Origin of the sequence: Enterococcus sp. DIV0294 (assembly GCF_050558155.1) — a bacterium.
Taxonomy (GTDB): Bacteria; Bacillota; Bacilli; order Lactobacillales; family Enterococcaceae; genus Enterococcus; species Enterococcus faecalis.
Genome location: NZ_CP187889.1, coordinates 245,559 through 262,388, shown reverse-complemented (window position 1 = coordinate 262,388; position 16,830 = coordinate 245,559). Strand labels below are relative to the sequence as shown.

15 protein-coding genes are annotated in these 16,830 nt (G+C 38.8%); 7 read left to right on the top strand and 8 right to left on the bottom strand.

All coding sequences use genetic code 11. The features are described from left to right. Nucleotides 1-210 precede the first annotated feature (210 nt). Together IGJ20_RS01390 and IGJ20_RS01385 are read left to right on the top strand one after the other, a co-directional pair. On the top strand, nucleotides 211-1,185 hold the full coding sequence (locus IGJ20_RS01390; RefSeq protein ID WP_202522293.1) for a ring-cleaving dioxygenase: 975 nt from the start codon (nucleotides 211-213) through the stop codon (nucleotides 1,183-1,185). Between the two features lie 21 nt (nucleotides 1,186-1,206). Then, nucleotides 1,207-1,827, top strand: a complete 621-nt coding sequence (locus IGJ20_RS01385) for a flavin reductase family protein (protein WP_086317596.1) — start codon at nucleotides 1,207-1,209, stop codon at nucleotides 1,825-1,827. Between the two features lie 44 nt (nucleotides 1,828-1,871). Here the strand turns inward: IGJ20_RS01385 and IGJ20_RS01380 are convergent, their stop codons facing one another. Continuing rightward, nucleotides 1,872-3,200 (bottom strand): aminopeptidase C, encoded by a 1,329-nt coding sequence (locus IGJ20_RS01380; RefSeq protein ID WP_002358357.1) that lies wholly within the window; start codon nucleotides 3,198-3,200, stop codon nucleotides 1,872-1,874. 149 nt (nucleotides 3,201-3,349) lie between these two features. Between IGJ20_RS01380 and IGJ20_RS01375 the strand changes: the two genes are divergently transcribed. Continuing rightward, nucleotides 3,350-3,739 carry a GntR family transcriptional regulator gene (locus IGJ20_RS01375; protein ID WP_002358356.1) on the top strand — a complete coding sequence of 130 codons (390 nt, stop codon included), beginning with the start codon at nucleotides 3,350-3,352 and terminating at the stop codon, nucleotides 3,737-3,739. Then, complete coding sequence (locus IGJ20_RS01370; protein WP_202522292.1) at nucleotides 3,739-5,109, top strand: DUF5808 domain-containing protein; 1,371 nt, start codon at nucleotides 3,739-3,741, stop codon at nucleotides 5,107-5,109. Before IGJ20_RS01375 ends, IGJ20_RS01370 begins: the two co-directional genes overlap by 1 nt. A 44-nt stretch (nucleotides 5,110-5,153) precedes the next feature. Here IGJ20_RS01370 and IGJ20_RS01365 read toward each other — a convergent pair whose 3' ends face one another. The 6 genes from IGJ20_RS01365 to IGJ20_RS01340 form a co-directional block, all read right to left on the bottom strand. Then, on the bottom strand, nucleotides 5,154-5,360 hold the full coding sequence (locus tag IGJ20_RS01365; RefSeq protein ID WP_002355215.1) for a heavy-metal-associated domain-containing protein: 207 nt from the start codon (nucleotides 5,358-5,360) through the stop codon (nucleotides 5,154-5,156). Between the two features lie 21 nt (nucleotides 5,361-5,381). Continuing rightward, nucleotides 5,382-7,868 carry a heavy metal translocating P-type ATPase gene (locus IGJ20_RS01360; protein ID WP_231414779.1) on the bottom strand — a complete coding sequence of 829 codons (2,487 nt, stop codon included), beginning with the start codon at nucleotides 7,866-7,868 and terminating at the stop codon, nucleotides 5,382-5,384. A 15-nt stretch (nucleotides 7,869-7,883) separates the two neighbouring features. Beyond that, the gene (locus IGJ20_RS01355; RefSeq protein ID WP_002379040.1) at nucleotides 7,884-8,324 is read right to left on the bottom strand and encodes a CopY/TcrY family copper transport repressor; all 441 of its coding nucleotides are present in this window, start codon (nucleotides 8,322-8,324) and stop codon (nucleotides 7,884-7,886) included. Nucleotides 8,325-8,451: 127 nt separating this feature from the next. Continuing rightward, nucleotides 8,452-9,615 carry a cation:proton antiporter gene (locus tag IGJ20_RS01350; RefSeq protein ID WP_002355211.1) on the bottom strand — a complete coding sequence of 388 codons (1,164 nt, stop codon included), beginning with the start codon at nucleotides 9,613-9,615 and terminating at the stop codon, nucleotides 8,452-8,454. A gap of 20 nt (nucleotides 9,616-9,635) precedes the next feature. Continuing rightward, nucleotides 9,636-11,003 (bottom strand): TrkH family potassium uptake protein, encoded by a 1,368-nt coding sequence (locus IGJ20_RS01345; protein ID WP_002366061.1) that lies wholly within the window; start codon nucleotides 11,001-11,003, stop codon nucleotides 9,636-9,638. 131 nt (nucleotides 11,004-11,134) lie between these two features. Continuing rightward, a complete protein-coding gene (locus tag IGJ20_RS01340) occupies nucleotides 11,135-11,725 on the bottom strand; it encodes a dihydrofolate reductase family protein (protein WP_002386047.1) in 591 nt (196 codons plus the stop codon). A 198-nt stretch (nucleotides 11,726-11,923) separates the two neighbouring features. On the opposite strand from IGJ20_RS01340, the gene genR reads away from it, so the two are divergent. The 3 genes from genR (at nucleotide 11,924) to genA (ending at nucleotide 15,650) form a co-directional block, all read left to right on the top strand. Beyond that, nucleotides 11,924-12,685 (top strand): transcriptional regulator GenR, encoded by a 762-nt coding sequence (gene genR, locus IGJ20_RS01335; protein WP_002362941.1) that lies wholly within the window; start codon nucleotides 11,924-11,926, stop codon nucleotides 12,683-12,685. 173 nt (nucleotides 12,686-12,858) lie between these two features. Further along, nucleotides 12,859-14,193, top strand: a complete 1,335-nt coding sequence (gene genB / locus IGJ20_RS01330; protein ID WP_002355207.1) for a PTS sugar transporter subunit IIC — start codon at nucleotides 12,859-12,861, stop codon at nucleotides 14,191-14,193. A 26-nt stretch (nucleotides 14,194-14,219) separates the two neighbouring features. Next, nucleotides 14,220-15,650, top strand: a complete 1,431-nt coding sequence (gene genA / locus IGJ20_RS01325; protein ID WP_202522290.1) for a 6-phospho-beta-glucosidase GenA — start codon at nucleotides 14,220-14,222, stop codon at nucleotides 15,648-15,650. Between the two features lie 35 nt (nucleotides 15,651-15,685). Here the strand turns inward: genA and IGJ20_RS01320 are convergent, their stop codons facing one another. Further along, a complete protein-coding gene (locus IGJ20_RS01320; RefSeq protein ID WP_202522289.1) occupies nucleotides 15,686-16,822 on the bottom strand; it encodes a cystathionine gamma-synthase in 1,137 nt (378 codons plus the stop codon). Nucleotides 16,823-16,830 lie beyond the last annotated feature (8 nt).

Genomic DNA, 16,830 nt, shown 5'->3' with positions numbered 1-16,830 from the left:
AACACTTTAGTCGCAAGCATCCGGCGATGTTTACGAAAGTTTATGTATTAAAATATCTCAGGCTATTATATTCTTATTTTTTTAAAAAATCAACTAAAAAATAATAGTTCGAATTCGAGACATTTCTTTTGCATTTTTAGGACTAATCATTTAAACTTACTTTTAGTAAGTTAATTAAAAAATTATTTTTCTTTTAGGAGGATTTTTATTATGAATACACAAATTTTAGGTTTACACCACGTCACTGCCATGACTTCAAGTGCTGAAAAAATTTATCACTTTTTCACCGATATTTTAGGTCTACGTTTAATTAAGAAGACTGTCAACCAAGACGATATTGAAACATATCATTTATTTTTTGCTGATGATGCCGGCTCTCCCGGAACAGATATGACTTTCTTTGACTTTCCAGGCTTACCTAAAGGAACCAAAGGAACCAATACAATTTCTCGTACTTCCTTCCGTGTAAAAGATGATGCTGCTTTGGATTACTGGGTATCACGCTTTAATGAATATGCAATTGATCATGGAGAAATTCAAGAACGTTTTGGTAAAAAGTATTTAGAATTTGAAGATTTTGACAATCAACGTTACCAACTTATTTCTGATGAAAAGAACCAAGGTGTTGCAGCTGGCACGCCTTGGAAAAAATCTAACGTCCCTAGTGAACATGCTTTAATCGGCTTAGGTCCAGCCTTTGTAACTGTCGAAAATTACGAACATCTGCAACTAGTTTTAACTGAAGTTTTAGGATTCAAATTGATTGATGCTGAAGGTAGTTTCCGTTTATTTGAAGTTGGCGAAGGTGGAAATGGTGCCAGCATCATCGTAGAGCATCGGGAAGATTTGCCAGCGGCTCAAGAAGGCTACGGCAATGTCCATCACTTAGCCTTGCGCGTTGCCGATGAGGAAGCACTACGTTTCTGGATTGAAAAAATTAATCGTTTGGAATTTCCTAATTCTGGCTTTGTGGAACGTTTTTACTTTAAATCTGAATATTTCTTGGCAGCAACACATGTTTTATTTGAACTGGCAACCGATGGTCCTGGGTTTTTAGAGGATGAAACCTACGAACACGCTGGCGAAAAATTATCATTACCGCCATTTTTAGAACCAAAACGGGCAGGGATTGAAGAATTTGTGCGTCCTTTCGATACTTCAGATGCGAATGTTCAACGAAATTAGTATTTTTTCTAGGAGGCTCCTATGATTCATTACAATAGTAACGAGTTATCTGCAAAAACAGCGTATAAATTTTTATCAGGAAGTATTATTCCTCGGCCAATCGCTTGGGTTACGACACAAGATACAGCCACAGGTATCGTCAACGCTGCTCCCTTTAGTTTCTTTAATGCGGCGGCAGCTGAAATTCCTTTAGCAACGTTGTCCATTTTACGACCAGACAAAGAGCCTAAAGATACGGCACGAAATATCTTGGCTACTAAAGAACTTGTCATCCATTTCGTTAACGAAGACGTTCTTACTCAAATGAATCAGACTTCGGCGTCTTTAGCAGCAGAGATCAGTGAAATTGACACATTTGGTATTGAAACCATTGCCAGCCAGACTGTTGCTGTTCCAGCAATCAAAGCCGCGCCGATTCGGATGGAAGCTCGCTTACATCAATATGTACCTATTGCTAACCATGAAGGTCAAATTATTACGGATTTATTCATTGTAGAAATTACCGATTTCTATTTTGATTCAGCCGTTTTTGATGAAGAACATCAGTACATTTTACCTGAAAAACTCCAACCGATTGCTCGTTTAGCAGGCAATGATTATACAACATTGGGCGAAATCCGTGAAGTTCGCCGCCCAACGTAAAAAGAAGGCCCCCGCCATGACGGCGGGGGCCTTCTTTTTCTGTTTTATGCTAATGCTCCCATTGGATCCCAAGGTGCCAAAACAGTTGGCGCTTGTTCCCAAGCTTTTTTCTGTTCATCAGTTAATAAATCTTTGTGCACAACGATTTGATAAGTGTATTCGTCCATCCACGCATCGCTCATAACGAAGAAGCCATTTTCACCGACTTTTTCGCCCCAGCTATTTTCCACTTTCCATTTTGTTGTTTGACCATCAACGATATCAACACCTGTTAAAACCATGGCGTGTGTCATTAAGCTTTCACCAAAGTCTAAACGTTCTGCTTTAGTCATCGTAAAATCAATATCAAAAAGATCGTTCATATCGTAAACGTCTAATGCCATAATTCCTGTGTCACGTGTTGAAGATTGTCCGACATCACAACCAAACCAAACAGATTCGCCTTGTTCCAATTGTGCAGCAGCTAATTTTTTGAAAGCAGCCATTTCTACATTTAAATATTTAACTTCTTTGCCGCCGACAACATTCCCTAACATTTCAACAGTGTATGTTTTGTTGAAGGGTTTATCTTCTGTAGGAGCATTAATAATACTTACATAATCATGTAAATTAACGCCAACGTATTTTTCAAAGAATGTTTGCGGTGTTAGATTTTGATCCAAATGATAATTTTTTTCTTCGTCACGGTATTCAAAATCAAAGGTTTCTGGCGGCGTTCCTAAAGAGATTGCTAAGAAATTATAAATTTCTTGTAACATTGCTTCTTTGTTTTTTTGGACTTCTTCAGCAGAAGCGCCTTTTTCAATTAAACTACGTAAAATTGTTGCATCTTTGCGTAATTTTTTATTTAAATAGTTGTTTAAATCACGTGAATTGGAACTGTTGCTGCTTTCAGGCATTGCCGTTTTAGGCACTACGCCATATTTATCAAAAATTGAAACGATCATATCCCATTGCCCACCATCTTGTTGTGGTGTAGCTAATAAAAAGGCCACTTTACGACTAGTCAACGGTTGATCGGCTGTTGCAATAATATTTTCATAGAAATAGTTTGATTTTTCATATTTATCCCAGAAAAATGTATAGTTTTGTGATAATTCAAAATCTTTTAATTGAAACGCATTTAACATTCTATGTCTAAATGTATTTAATGCCGCAAACATCCAGCAGCGACCGCTTTGTTTTTGATTGGCCACTTTTCCAGTAGCTAAGTCGACTGAAAAGACGGGTACGTTATTCACGGCTCCTTGTACAGATTCACCTGAAGCGCTGATACCATTTTTTACTACACTACGTTGTAAGGCATTTTGTTTATTATTGTTCAAGAAATCTTGATGGAATTTCTCTGTTAATTTTGGTTCAATTGCTGTCATATTTTCATCGTCCTTTCATTTTACGTTCTTCTTCATTATATGCTTCTCTTTAAACAGAAACAACCATTTACTCTAAATTCCTTGCTTTCCAACTCTTTTTGTATTATTATATATAATACAGATAGCACAAATAAGACAGGAGTGATTCGATGCTTTTAGAAATAGATGAACAAAGCGAACAGCCCATCTATCAGCAACTCATTGATCAAATCATTGTAGGCATTGCCAAAGGTGAACTGGTTCCCAATGAAAGTTTGCCTTCTATCCGACAATTGGCGGACGAAATCGGGGTCAATATGATGACTGTTTCAAAAGCTTATAATAAGTTAAAGCAATCAGGTTATATTGTGACTGACCGTCGTAACGGCACCAAAATTGCCGCAAAGTTACCTGCTACCGCTGTTTGGCAACAGCAATTGCATGAGCGTTTAGAACTTCTGTTGGCTGAAAGTTTTTTACATCAGCAATCCGAAGCAGAAATCCAAGCACTTATTCAGAAAATTTATCAAAATTTTGATTCGAAAGGGCGTGCATTATAATGGCGGTATTCTTTTATTTCATCCTAGTTTCTGTCGCTTTTTTTATGGCATTTACTATGGGGATTTATGCAAATCCTCACAAAAATATTATTTTGGAAAATACTTTACCAGAAGATAAACTACAAGATCCCAGCGTTCAAGCAATCCGAAAACGTTATAAAAAACGCTTGGTTCAACTAGCAGCCGTTTTTAGTGTTCTTAGTTTACCTTTGTTATTTATTCCTTATGATTCGATTTTATTGTTCCTTTTTCTGTTACTTTTATTTAGTTTTATTGGCAGTGGCTACTATCTGCAAATCGTTTATATTCGCAAAATGGCCGCTTTAAAAATGCAAAACGGCTGGTTGCTACCTAAGCGTCCTCTCTTAATCGATACGCAATTAGTTTTAAATAAAAACCAGAAACTTATTTCATTTTGGTGGTTTTTACCTGCAATTATTCTTACTTTTGCTGGGGGCTTTTATTCCTTGCAAACGGCGATTGGTTCCTGGATTCTTTTCTTAATTACTGTTTTGATGTTAAGTTTGTTCATTGGCGGTTATTATTTTATTGCGCGCTTACCTGTCAAACCGCTAACTAGCGACTCAAAAATTAATCAGCAAATCAATGATTTATTTCGGCATCATTGGTCTGTTTTAATGGTTTTATCCGCCTTAGTTTTTGCACCGCTAACCATTTTACCAACTTTGACAATTGTCATTGATTATACGGTTGCGATGGCTCTTACATTTTGTTACTTTATTCTTTTGTTTGTTTATGTAGGCTTTCTCTTCTACTACTTATTTTCAATGCGCAAAAAACAAGATCAATTCGTTCTACAGGCTGGCGATTATCGCTATGGGGATGACGATCAATATTGGCGGTATGGGATTTATATCAATCCAAAGGACCCCAAAATCATGGTTCCTGATCGCATTGGTATGAATTTATCTATTAACCTAGGACGGCCTGCTGGGAAAATTATTCTAGCCGCTACTGGTATTTTAACGATTGCGGTGCTGTTCTTTGCCACAGTACCAATGTTTATAAATGATTTTTCTAGTCATGCCTTTCAAGCAACTATTGAAAAGAACCAAATTGAATTATCTGCCCCATTAGCAAAAACAAGGTCAATTCCTTTTAACCAAATCACTGCTGTTTCTTTGATTGATGACTTACCTCAAGAACGCATCCGCACAATGGGTGCTGCGACAGATAGTTACTTAACAGGAGAATTTAAAGTCGCTGGAAAACCTGCTTATTTACTAATTTATACAAAAAGTCATCCGATTCTGAAAATAGAAACGCGGGAGAAAGTTTATTATTATACTGCGCGTGAGGGTCAAGAAACGACTAAGATTTATCAGGAAATCAAAGCAAAACTTCCATAACCAAAAAACAGGGTCTACTCATGATGGTAGGCCCTGTTTTTTTGTTATTCGCTGACAACCTTGAATTTTGTATCTGCCAACGTGGTATTCAGTTCATCCTGGCTTACTTCACGATCTGCTGTCACAACGGCTGTTTGATCTGCCAAGTGAACCGCAACATTCGTTACGCCGTCAATTCCACTAAATTTTTCAGTGACCGCTTGAACACAGCCATCACATTTCATCCCATCAATTTTTACTGTTTTTTCCATTTCACTTCATCCTTTTCAATTTTATTTTTGACTTCCACTAGTTCTTTTCACCGTCGAAGGTTTAAATCCTTTCAATCGTAAGGCGTTTAGTAAGACAGAGACTGAACTAAAACTCATAGCTGCTGCTGCAATCATCGGACTTAACAAAGGTCCACCAAATAAGTGTAACACACCCATAGCCACTGGAATACCTAATGTATTATAAGCAAATGCCCAGAAAAGATTTTCTTTGATGTTTTTGATGGTCGCTTTACTTAATTCAACTGCTGTAGGCACATCCATTAAATCACTACGCATTAGCACAATATCGGCCGATTCCATTGCAACATCTGTGCCTGAACCAATAGCAATCCCCACATCTGCTTGGGCAAGTGCTGGTGCATCATTAATACCGTCACCCACCATCGCAACTTTTTTGCCTTCTGCTTGTAGTTTTTTCACTTCTAACGCTTTATCTTCTGGTAAAACTTCACTTAAGACACGATCGATACCTACTTGTTTCGCAATCGCCTCTGCAGTACGCTTGTTGTCTCCCGTAATCATCACGGCTTCGATCCCCATTTTATGCAAACGTGCAATGGCTGTTTGACTGCTATCTTTCACAGTATCTGCTACCGCAATGATACCCGCAAACGAACCATCTTTTGCCACAAACATTGGGGTTTTCCCTTCTTCTGCCAAACGATCCGCTTGTTGAACAAACGTTGATAGCTCGATTGCTTCTTCTTTCATTAATTTTATATTGCCCAAAAGTAGGACTCGTTCGTTGACTGTCACACGGATGCCGTGACCTGGAATCGCTGAAAAATCGCTTCCTTCTGCTAATGGCAATTGACGTTCTTTAGCCGCCCCCACAATTGCTTCACCTAGAGGATGTTCTGATCCTTGTTCTGCAGAAGCTGCTAATTTTAGTAACTCAGCTTCGGAAAGTGCTGAATCAGCAACTAAAATATCCGTAACCACCGGTTTGCCTTCTGTAATAGTTCCTGTTTTATCAAACACGATTGTTTGAATTTTGTGAGTGGTTTCTAAAGCATCCCCACTTTTAATTAAAACGCCATTTTCAGCGCCCTTACCTGTTCCCACCATAATCGCAGTCGGCGTTGCCAAGCCGAGCGCACAAGGACAAGCAATCACTAACACAGAAATGGTAATTGTCAAAGCGAAAATCCATGACTCTTGTCCTAAAAAGAACCAAGCCAAGCCAGAAAGAACAGCCAAACCAATAACGATTGGGACAAAAACACCCGAAATTTTATCAGCTAATTGTGCAATCGGCGCTTTTGAGCCTTGCGCATCTTCTACTAATTGAATGATTTGGGCAAGGGCCGTCTCTTTTCCCACTTTTGTCGCCTTGAATTGAAAGCTGCCATTTTTATTGATGCTAGCACCAATTACTGCATCACCGACTTTCTTTTCAACAGGCAAACTTTCGCCCGTTAACATGGCTTCATCCACAGAACTACTGCCTGAAACAATCACTCCATCAACAGGGATTTTATCTCCTGGGCGAACAATCACAATGTCATCCAACTGAACAGCATCAACTGGCACTTCAATTTCTGCCCCATCACGTAAAATATGAGCAGTTTTCGACGCCAAACCCATTAATTTTTTTATCGCATCTGAGGTTTTCCCTTTTGAAACAGCTTCGAAATATTTTCCTAATGTAATTAAGGTTAAAATAACACCCGCTGATTCATAATAAAGAGCCATTGTAAAACTTGTGTCTCCTAAAAATATCATGACTGTGCCATATAAACTATACACAAAAGCAGCACTGGTTCCTAAAGCTACCAAAGAAAACATATTCGGATGCCCTTTAAATAATGCTTTAAAACCGACTGTGAAAAATTCTCTGCCGACATATAGGACGGGTAACGTCAAAATCAATTGAACCATTGCAAAGGTCGTCGCATGTGTCATTGGATTCAAAAAATCCGGCAATGGTAAGCCTACCATATGTCCCATCGCAATATAAAGAAGGGGTACTGTAAACACCGCTGAGATCCAAAAACGTTGCCACATCTCAGCAATATGTTTTTGTTTCTTTTCACGATCTTGGTCCGCTGTTGCACCTGCAGCGACTTCTTCTGTCGCTTGATAACCTGCATCCGTAACTGCTTTGATAATTTCAGCACTCGTTACTTGATGGTCGTCATAACTAACCACCAGTTTTTCCGTGGCTAAATTAACAATCGCTTGTTGAACACCAGATAATTGGTTCACAGCTTTTTCAATCGTTTGGGCACAGGAAGCACAACTCATTCCTTCAATCGCAAACGTTCGTTGCTGGGCTGGGCTAATCGCCTTGTAGCCAGCATCTGACACAGCTTCCTTAATTTCTTCTTCTGTGACTTCCGTCTGATCATACGTGACACTTAATTTTTCCGTAGCTAAATTGACACTTGCCTTTGCCATCCCAGGTAACTTCGCCGTAGCCTTTTCAATCGTTTGGGCACAGGAAGCACAGCTCATCCCTTCAATATCAAACGTTTTACTTTCCATTTTTTTCACTCCTTTTTAAATTAAATGACATTGGCATTGACCAGGAATACAGTTGCAAGGAACAGATTCAACCGCCGTCTTGCGCTTCTCTTTCAAGAGTTCCTCTAATCGATCCAAATCGTCATAACTCAACTGACTCTCTGTTAAAATTGTTTCTACCACGGAACCAACTTTACGGCTGCACACTTTGGCCAAAAGTTCGTCTGCCACCGTTTCAACGCTCTGACGTTCTTCTACTAGCGGATAATAAATATATTTATTGCCTGCTTTCTCCGTCCCAACTAACCCTTTATCTGTTAAACGACTTAGTAACGTCTTGACGGTCGTTGATTTCCATTCTTTCTTCTCATTTAAAAGTGTATGCACTTCACGACTCGTGGTCTTGCCTTGGGTCCAAATAACCCGCATGACTTCCCACTCTGCATCAGTAATTGTCGCTAATTTATCTTTTGCCATACTCGTTAAATTCCTCCTTCATCAATAAAAAAGAGTTCAAGATTATCGACTACAAACGTAGTCGTTTATCTTGAGCTCATCATATAGCTATTTTATTTTTTTGTCAACAACTTCTGCTCATCTTTTTTTATTGCAACGCAGATTCTTGTTTTTTAACAAAGTATTTCAATAAGAACGGTGCAACTAAGGTCGTTAAGATAATTACCACAATCATGCTCGTATAATACGCTTCTGAAAGTAATTTAGATTGGTAGCCAATTTGCGCAATGATTAATGCCATTTCCCCACGCGAAACCATCCCAGCACCGACCATTAAAGAACTTGTATTGGAGAAACCAACCATTTTCGCTCCCCAGGCACCGCCCAGTAATTTCGTTAAAATCGCCATAATCGTCATTACCAAAATAAAAGGTAAATCTTTTCCTAACGTGTTAAATGTCACTGATAAGCCAATGCTGGCAAAGAAGACGGGAATAAACACGGCATAGCCAATAGCTTCAATATTGAAATCAATTTCTGTTTTTGCATCCGTTTGTCCCACAGCAATCCCTGCAAAAAAGGCACCTACGACAGAACTTAAACCAACTAAATCAGCCAAATAAGCCATGCCCAAACAGATAATCAATGACATGATAATAACAGACGACCCAATGTTCATTTTTTGACTTAAACGTAGTAAATAGGGAGCAATAAAGCGGACCAAAAAGAAAATCCCAATAAAGAATAAGCCTTGTTCAATTAACTTAACAATAAAGCTGACTTCTGTATTGCCGCCTGTACTTGCACCAATCATGCCGACAGCGACACTTAAAATAATCACGACCACGATATCGTCAACGACGGAAGCCCCAAGAATCGTTGCACCTTCTTTACTACTTAAAACATTCAACTCTCTTAATACTTCTACTGAAATGCTGACCGACGTTGCTGCTAAAACTAACCCAAGGAAAAAAGCTTCTTTCCAAGAAAAAGCAAACAGCTGACCAATCAACATAGTAAAACCAACCGGTAAAACGATGCCCAAAATAGCGACCATGACACTAGGTTTCGCATATTTTTTCAATAATTCCAATTCACATTCCATTCCAGCAATAAACATCAGCATAATGACACCAATTTCTGAAAAGTCATGCACAAACACATCTTGATGCACAATATTTAACATCGCTGGACCTAACACAATCCCTACTAGCAATTGCCCAATTACCGCAGGAATTCCTACTCTTTTACAAGCAACACCTGCTAAAGTCGTTGTAATTAAAATCAAACATAAAATACCTAAAAATTCCATTCTATTTCCCTCTTTCTCTATTAACCAATCATCACTGATTCTTTTGGATATTGAACTTTCGACTGACTTTCCAAGCCTTTCTTAATTAATGACAATAACACCGTGTACACACCCACACGACCGACGAACATTAGAAAAATAATCACTAGTTTACCAAAAACAGTTAAATCTGGTGTTAACCCCATTGTTAAACCGACCGTTCCAAATGCAGAAATCACTTCAAAAACAATATACTCAATCCCGTTTTTTAAAGGTAATGTTTCTGTAAACGAGAGAATAACCGAAGCAGTTACACATAAAAAAGTTGCCAAGAAGAACAAAGTAAACGCTTGGAGCACTACTCGCTCAGGAATTGTGCGTTCATGGAATTCCACTCGCTGTTTCCCTTTAAAAATTGCACGAAATTGTAAAAATAACACACCAAACGTAGTGGTTTTCAAGCCGCCAGCGGTTGATCCTGAAGTGCCACCAATAAACATCCACAAAATCGTGACAATCAGGCCTGGATTACTCATTTTCAAATAATCAACTGAATAAAAGCCAGCAGTTCTTGGTGTAACCGACAAGAACCAACTGTTGACAAGACGCTGCCAAAAAGACATGTCAGCTGGAAAATGGCGATATTCTGAAATGTAAAAAATAACGGTCCCTAAGACTAAAAAGGTGGCGGTCACCGTTAAAGCAAGGCGTGTATGAATACTAACACGGTGCTTAATTTTATTTTTATAGCCTTTAATCATTGCAAAAATATCGCGCCACACAATAAATCCTAAACCACCAGCTATAATTAAAAAGCTAATGACTAGTAAAAGATAAGGCGAATTTTGATAAGGAACCATACTATCCCCTAGCAAATCAAAGCCAGCATTACAAAATGCCGAAACGGCATGGAAGAGACTAAAAAACAACCCTTTTTTCCACCCAAATGTTGGCACAAATTGAAAGGACAACAAGAAGGCTCCAAGTAATTGAATAATGGCCGCAAACTTCATAATATATTTCATTAAACGAAAAACTCCGGAAACTTCACTAACATTTAAAGCTTCTTGATACAACATCCGTACACTTAGTGACGCTTTTTTTCGCAGCAAACTAAAGAAAATCGTGGCAACGGTTAAAAAGCCTAAGCCGCCTAATTCAATCAAAATCATAATAATAACTTGCCCGATAGGACTCCAATGTTCCGCCGTATTCAAAGGCGAAAGCCCTGTAACACAGACGGCGGAAGTTGCCACGAAAAAAGCATCAATCCATTGCGTTTTTTGTCCAGCTTGTGCAGAAAAAGGCATCATTAATAAGATTGTGCCTACAACAATTAATAAAAAAAATCCTAAGACAATTGTTTGAACAGGTGAAATATACAACCTTTTTTTGATCTGATGTTTCATTTTTTTCTCCTCTACCATTTCTTTGTTAATCAAAAACAACACAAACGGCTAGACAACTGTTGCTTTGTTCCTCTCGCCCTATGAGAAACTCAAAACCTTGAAAGCAACTTGCCCAACCGAATAATTATTTTTTAATTTTTGTTTTCACGTTGATAAATCGAATAAACCAACTCATTTTTTTGATAAACCTGTTTTAAACGAACTGGGATTGATTGAGCCATTGTCTCGTATAGAGCAATGCCCTCACCCAGAAACAGTGGTATTGTCGTCAAAATGAAGGTATCAATTAAATCAGCTGCCAAAAGCGGTTGAACCACTTTTGGGCCTCCAACAATCCAAATTCCCGCGCCGTCTTCTTCTTTGAGACGACGAATTAATGTGACTGGATCTTCCTTGGTAAAAGTTCTTGAAGCAGTTGATGGTTCTGGATGAGAGGTAATGATATAAGAATGCTTGTCTTCATAAAAATACACATCTGGGGACAATTCTTGTGTAACTTGATCATAAGTAGTCCGCCCCATTACCACAGTGTCTATTTTTTCATACATTTCATCGTAACTACGATCTTCTTCATCGCCACGAATATTCTCTTCTAACCAAGCAACACCGCCCGCTTTGTCCGCAATGAAACCATCAATACTCGCTGCAATAAATAAAATTACTTCCCGTGCCACATCAACGCCTCCTTTTCTCTTCTTATCTATTTTAGCTTGTTTTCTCAAAAAACTCTAGGGGTGCGCATTGTTATTTTTAAAAGAAAAAAGAGAAAAACTAGGATAATTGGGCTACTTTTTGTAAAATAGGAAATAAGAAACTTTTTATTGAGTTATTTTACATTTTTTTCAAGAAAAATAAGAATTGGTTTATTTGATTTACACAAAAAAATAACATATTCAGTTTTTATATAAAGGAGGATTACTTTGTTTGATTTAGAGAAGGTTCAGACCTTGAATGAATTAGAAATGCTCGTTTACCATTATGTATTGGAACACCTGCACCAAATCCCTCAACAGACCATTCGCCAACTGGCTACTTCCTGTCATGTCTCCACCTCAACGATTCTACGATTTTGTAACAAAATGGGCTATGCTGGTTTTTCCGAATTAAAATATGCAGTGAAAGAAGAAGCCAAACAAACACAAACGTTTGAAAATTTTTATGATGCCACAGTTCACGTCGATGCTTTTTTGAAAAAATTAAACCAAGAAACCTATTACGAAATGCTTCGTCCAGCAATTCAAATGATTGTTCAAGCACGTCACGTTGCCTTTACTGGCATTGGTACTAGCGGAATTTTAGGTAGTTATGGCAGTCGTTATTTTGCCAACTTAAATATCAATTCTTACAGTATTGCTGATCCCTTTACGCCTATCCCCAAGCGCGGATTTGAAAATACATTAGCCTTGATTCTGTCTGTATCTGGGGAAACCAATGAAATGATTAAACAAATGACCGATTTTAAAACAGCTGGTGCCAAAGTGCTAAGCATTACCAACAATCAACATTCAACTATTGCCCGCTTGGCTGACTACAACATCTCCTATTATATGCCCGACGAACGTTCTCCATTTGCAGATAAATCAGTCAATACAACCACTCAAATCCCTGTCATTGCTTTAATTGAACTCCTAGCTCATCAAGCAAGTCAACTTTTAAAGGAACTAGATGAAACACCTTCCTAGTTGTTTTTCACAAAAGCTCATGCTGTCTAAAACAGCATGAGCTTTTTTGTTTTTTTTCTTGGTACATGTTTCTCATTCAAGCAAAAGTCTATTTTTTCTTCAAATAACCTTATATAGTAAATATGTAAACGGATACATTTGCATTTATATTATTCTTCAAAGGAGAGATTTTTATGAACGAATGGATTAACGAGAAATTATTACCTCCAGTACTAAAGTTCGTCAATACCAAAGCAATTACTGCCTTACGGAACGGGATGCTTTACACGATGCCTTTTACCATTGTTGGTTCCGTGTTTCTTCTATTAGCGAATTTCCCAGTTACAGCTATTTCTGAATGGGTTAACGCAAGCGGTCTGGCTGTTTATTTCAATCAAGCATATGGTGCATCTTTTGCGATTATGTCGTTATTTGCGGTCATCGGTATTGCCTACTCATATGTAAAAAGCGAGGGATTTGAAGGCCTCCCAGCGGGCATGATTGCCATGGTGGTTTTCATTTTGTTTATGTCATCTGAAGTCAAAGATGCGGTTTCTGGCGCAGTAGTTGGCAACGTCATCAACAAAGATTGGACAGCTGGCAAAGGGATGATTACAGCTATTATTGTTGGTTTGTTAGTCGGCGTTGTATATAGTTGGTTTTTACGTCATGATATTCGTATCAAATTACCAGAAGCTGTACCAGAAAATGTGGCCAATTCCTTTACTGCGTTAATTCCTGCCAGCGTCATTGTAACTGGTGCAATGCTAATTTTCATTCTTCTAGATAAAGTCTTCAATACGACATTCTTTGACTTTATTTACGAAGTGCTACAATCACCACTTCAAGGAGTCACAGATTCACTAGGTGGCGCATTACTATTAGGTTTTGTCATTCCGCTCTTTTGGTTTTTCGGTGTTCACGGGTCAACAATCGTTGGCGGTATCATGGGCCCTATTTTACAAGCAAACTCTTTAGAAAATACCGAAATTTTGAAATCTGGAAAAGACTTAACACTGGCTAATGGTGGCCATATTGTTACACAACAATTTTTAGATCAATTTTTAACGGTCACTGGTGCGGGCATGACAATCGGGTTAGTCGTGTTCATGGTTTTCTTTGCCAAATCAGCTCAGTTTAAGCAATTAGGTCGGCTTTCAATTGGGCCAGCTGTTTTCAATATTAACGAGCCAATTGTCTTTGCTACACCTATCGTGATGAACCCAATCATGGCTGTGCCATTCATTATCACACCGATTGTTTCTTCTGTTGTGACATATTTTGCCTTGTACACAGGACTGGTTCCTCTCTTTACGGCGGTACAAGTTCCCTGGACTACTCCTCCAATCATTTCTGGACTTTTAGTTGGTGGTTGGCAAGCAGCGTTGCTTCAAGTAGTGGTACTGACGATGAGTTTCTTTATCTATTTACCGTTTGCTAAAAAAATGGATGCACTTAACTACGCAGAAGAAACCAATCAACCGATTACTGAAGAAACCCTTGAAAAAGTCGAAGCACAAAACGTATAAAAATTTGAACAAAGGACTGAAACGATATGTCAATTTTGAAAAATGATTTTCTTTGGGGCGGCGCTGTCGCTGCTCATCAATTAGAAGGAGGCTGGGACCAAGGCGGTAAAGGGGTGAGCGTGGCGGATGTAATGACTGCCGGTGCACATGGCGTCCCTCGTAAAATTACCGCAGGCGTTTTGCCAGATGAACACTATCCTAACCATAAAGCGATTGATTTTTACCATCGCTATCAAGAAGATATTCAACTATTCAAAGAACTTGGTTTAAATTGTTTCCGAACCTCTATTGCTTGGACACGAATTTTTCCTAACGGAGATGAAGAAACGCCCAATGAAGAAGGTCTTCGTTTTTATGATGCACTTTTTGACGAGTGTTTGAAAAATGGTATTGAGCCAGTCGTGACACTGTCTCACTTTGAAATGCCTTATCATTTAGTCACAAAATATGGCGGCTTTCGCAATCGCCAGGTCATTGATTTTTTTGTCAAATTTGCTGAAGTTTGTTTCACTCGTTACCAGAAAAAAGTCAAATATTGGATGACCTTTAACGAAATTAACAACCAAGCTAATTATGAAGAAGATTTTGCACCTTTTACTAACTCTGGTATTGCTTACCAGGAAGGAGAGGACCGCGAAGCAGTTATGTATCAGGCTGCTCATTATGAACTAGTCGCTAGCGCACGTGCAGTGAAAATTGGCCATGCTATCAATCCCGACTTCCAAATTGGCTGTATGATTGCGATGGTGCCTATTTATCCTTATTCTTGTAATCCTGAGGATATGATGATGAGTGTTAGCGCAATGCAAAAACGTTATTGGTTTACCGATGTTCATGTCCGCGGTCATTATCCAAGTGCAATTCAATGCTATTTGAAACGAAAAAACATTTCATTAGATGTCACAGAAGAAGATTTAACTGATTTGGGTAATGGCTGTGTTGATTATATTGGCTTTAGCTATTACATGTCGTTTGCTGTGAAAGGTGCAGAAAAGGCCCCTACTTTTGACTACAATGAAGCAAAAGACTTGGTGCGAAATCCTTATGTAGCAACATCTGATTGGGGCTGGCAAATCGATCCTATGGGCTTGCGCTATGCAATGAATTGGTTCAATGATCGGTATGAATTACCACTCTTTATTGTTGAAAATGGCTTTGGTGCTATTGATGAGCTAGAACCAGACGGAACGATTAACGACACTTACCGAATCGCTTATTTACGTGAACATATTGAGATGATGAAAGAAGCCGTTGCGTATGACGGCATTGATTTGATGGGCTACACACCTTGGGGATTCATCGATTTAGTGAGCGCTAGTACAGGCGAAATGAAGAAACGGTATGGCTTCATTTATGTAGATAAAGACAACGATGGTCACGGAACGTTGGAACGGCGAAAGAAAAAATCGTTTGCTTGGTATCAACAAGTGATTGCTACGAATGGTGAAGAATTATAAACAAAAGGCCTTCGTCTAAAGACGAGGGCCTTTGTTTATGCTTGTAATCCCTTTTCTAAATCAGTCAACAAATCTTCGACTGCTTCAATTCCTACAGATAAACGAATGAGTCCATCTTTAATTCCCACGGCTTCACGATTTTCTTTGGGGATAGATGCGTGAGTCATAATGGCAGGTACTTCAATTAAACTTTCTACGCCACCTAAACTTTCCGCTAAAGTAAAAATTTCCAACGCTTCTACGAAAGGAACGACTTGCTCATCCTTGGCTAATTCAAAAGAAATCATGCCACTAAATCCCGACATCTGTTTTTGCGCAATTTCATGACCAGGATGACTCGCTAGTCCTGGATAATACACCGTTACTACAGCTGGATGCGCTTCTAAAAATTCTGCGATTTTTTGAGCATTTTGGGTGTGCGCTGCCATCCGGACGCCTAATGTTTTTAAACTACGTTGGACCAGCCAACTATCATGTGGTCCTAGAACAGCACCAATCGCATTTTGTAAAAAGGCAATTTTTTCTGCGCTTTCTGGGTGATTCGTTACGACTAAACCAGAGACTACATCACTATGGCCCCCTAAATATTTTGTCCCGCTGTGAACCACAATATCAGCACCTAACGCTAACGGCCGTTGAAAATAAGGCGTCGCAAATGTATTATCGACAATAGTTAACAACTGATGTTTTTTAGCAAGCTTAGCTGCCGCTTCAATATCTGTAATTTTTAACAGTGGATTACTTGGTGTTTCCAAAAACAAGGCTTTTGTATTTGGCTGAATTGCGGCTTCAATTGTTGATAAGTCGCTGGCGTTTACAATCGTGTAGCTTAACCCATTTGCTACAAATACTTTATCCAATAAACGGAAACTGCCCCCATAGACATCATCACCTAATAAAATATGATCTTCGGGTCCAAACATAGAAATGATTGCATGGATACCAGCTAAGCCTGAGCTAAACGCAAAGCCATGGCTCCCACCTTCTAACTCAGCGATTAAGGTTTCTAACGCGTGACGTGTGGGATTACCTGAACGAGAATATTCATATTCTTTTGGCTGGCCCACGCCATTTTGTTCAAAGGTTGACGTTTGATAAATAGGAACACTCACTGCACCTGTTGTTGTGTCTTTGCTAATGCCGCCATGAATTAATTTGGTATTGAATTTCATAAAAGTTT

What these genes read in the sequence shown, in the direction of transcription:
- IGJ20_RS01390 (WP_202522293.1), top strand. Translation starts at nt 211, where the DNA reads ATGAATACACAAATTTTAGGTTTACACCACGTCACTGCCATGACTTCA.
- IGJ20_RS01385 (WP_086317596.1), top strand. Translation starts at nt 1,207, where the DNA reads ATGATTCATTACAATAGTAACGAGTTATCTGCAAAAACAGCGTATAAA.
- IGJ20_RS01380 (WP_002358357.1), bottom strand. Translation starts at nt 3,200, where the DNA reads ATGACAGCAATTGAACCAAAATTAACAGAGAAATTCCATCAAGATTTC.
- IGJ20_RS01375 (WP_002358356.1), top strand. Translation starts at nt 3,350, where the DNA reads ATGCTTTTAGAAATAGATGAACAAAGCGAACAGCCCATCTATCAGCAA.
- IGJ20_RS01370 (WP_202522292.1), top strand. Translation starts at nt 3,739, where the DNA reads ATGGCGGTATTCTTTTATTTCATCCTAGTTTCTGTCGCTTTTTTTATG.
- IGJ20_RS01365 (WP_002355215.1), bottom strand. Translation starts at nt 5,360, where the DNA reads ATGGAAAAAACAGTAAAAATTGATGGGATGAAATGTGATGGCTGTGTT.
- IGJ20_RS01360 (WP_231414779.1), bottom strand. Translation starts at nt 7,868, where the DNA reads ATGGAAAGTAAAACGTTTGATATTGAAGGGATGAGCTGTGCTTCCTGT.
- IGJ20_RS01355 (WP_002379040.1), bottom strand. Translation starts at nt 8,324, where the DNA reads ATGGCAAAAGATAAATTAGCGACAATTACTGATGCAGAGTGGGAAGTC.
- IGJ20_RS01350 (WP_002355211.1), bottom strand. Translation starts at nt 9,615, where the DNA reads ATGGAATTTTTAGGTATTTTATGTTTGATTTTAATTACAACGACTTTA.
- IGJ20_RS01345 (WP_002366061.1), bottom strand. Translation starts at nt 11,003, where the DNA reads ATGAAACATCAGATCAAAAAAAGGTTGTATATTTCACCTGTTCAAACA.
- genB (WP_002355207.1), top strand. Translation starts at nt 12,859, where the DNA reads ATGAACGAATGGATTAACGAGAAATTATTACCTCCAGTACTAAAGTTC.
- genA (WP_202522290.1), top strand. Translation starts at nt 14,220, where the DNA reads ATGTCAATTTTGAAAAATGATTTTCTTTGGGGCGGCGCTGTCGCTGCT.
- IGJ20_RS01320 (WP_202522289.1), bottom strand. Translation starts at nt 16,822, where the DNA reads ATGAAATTCAATACCAAATTAATTCATGGCGGCATTAGCAAAGACACA.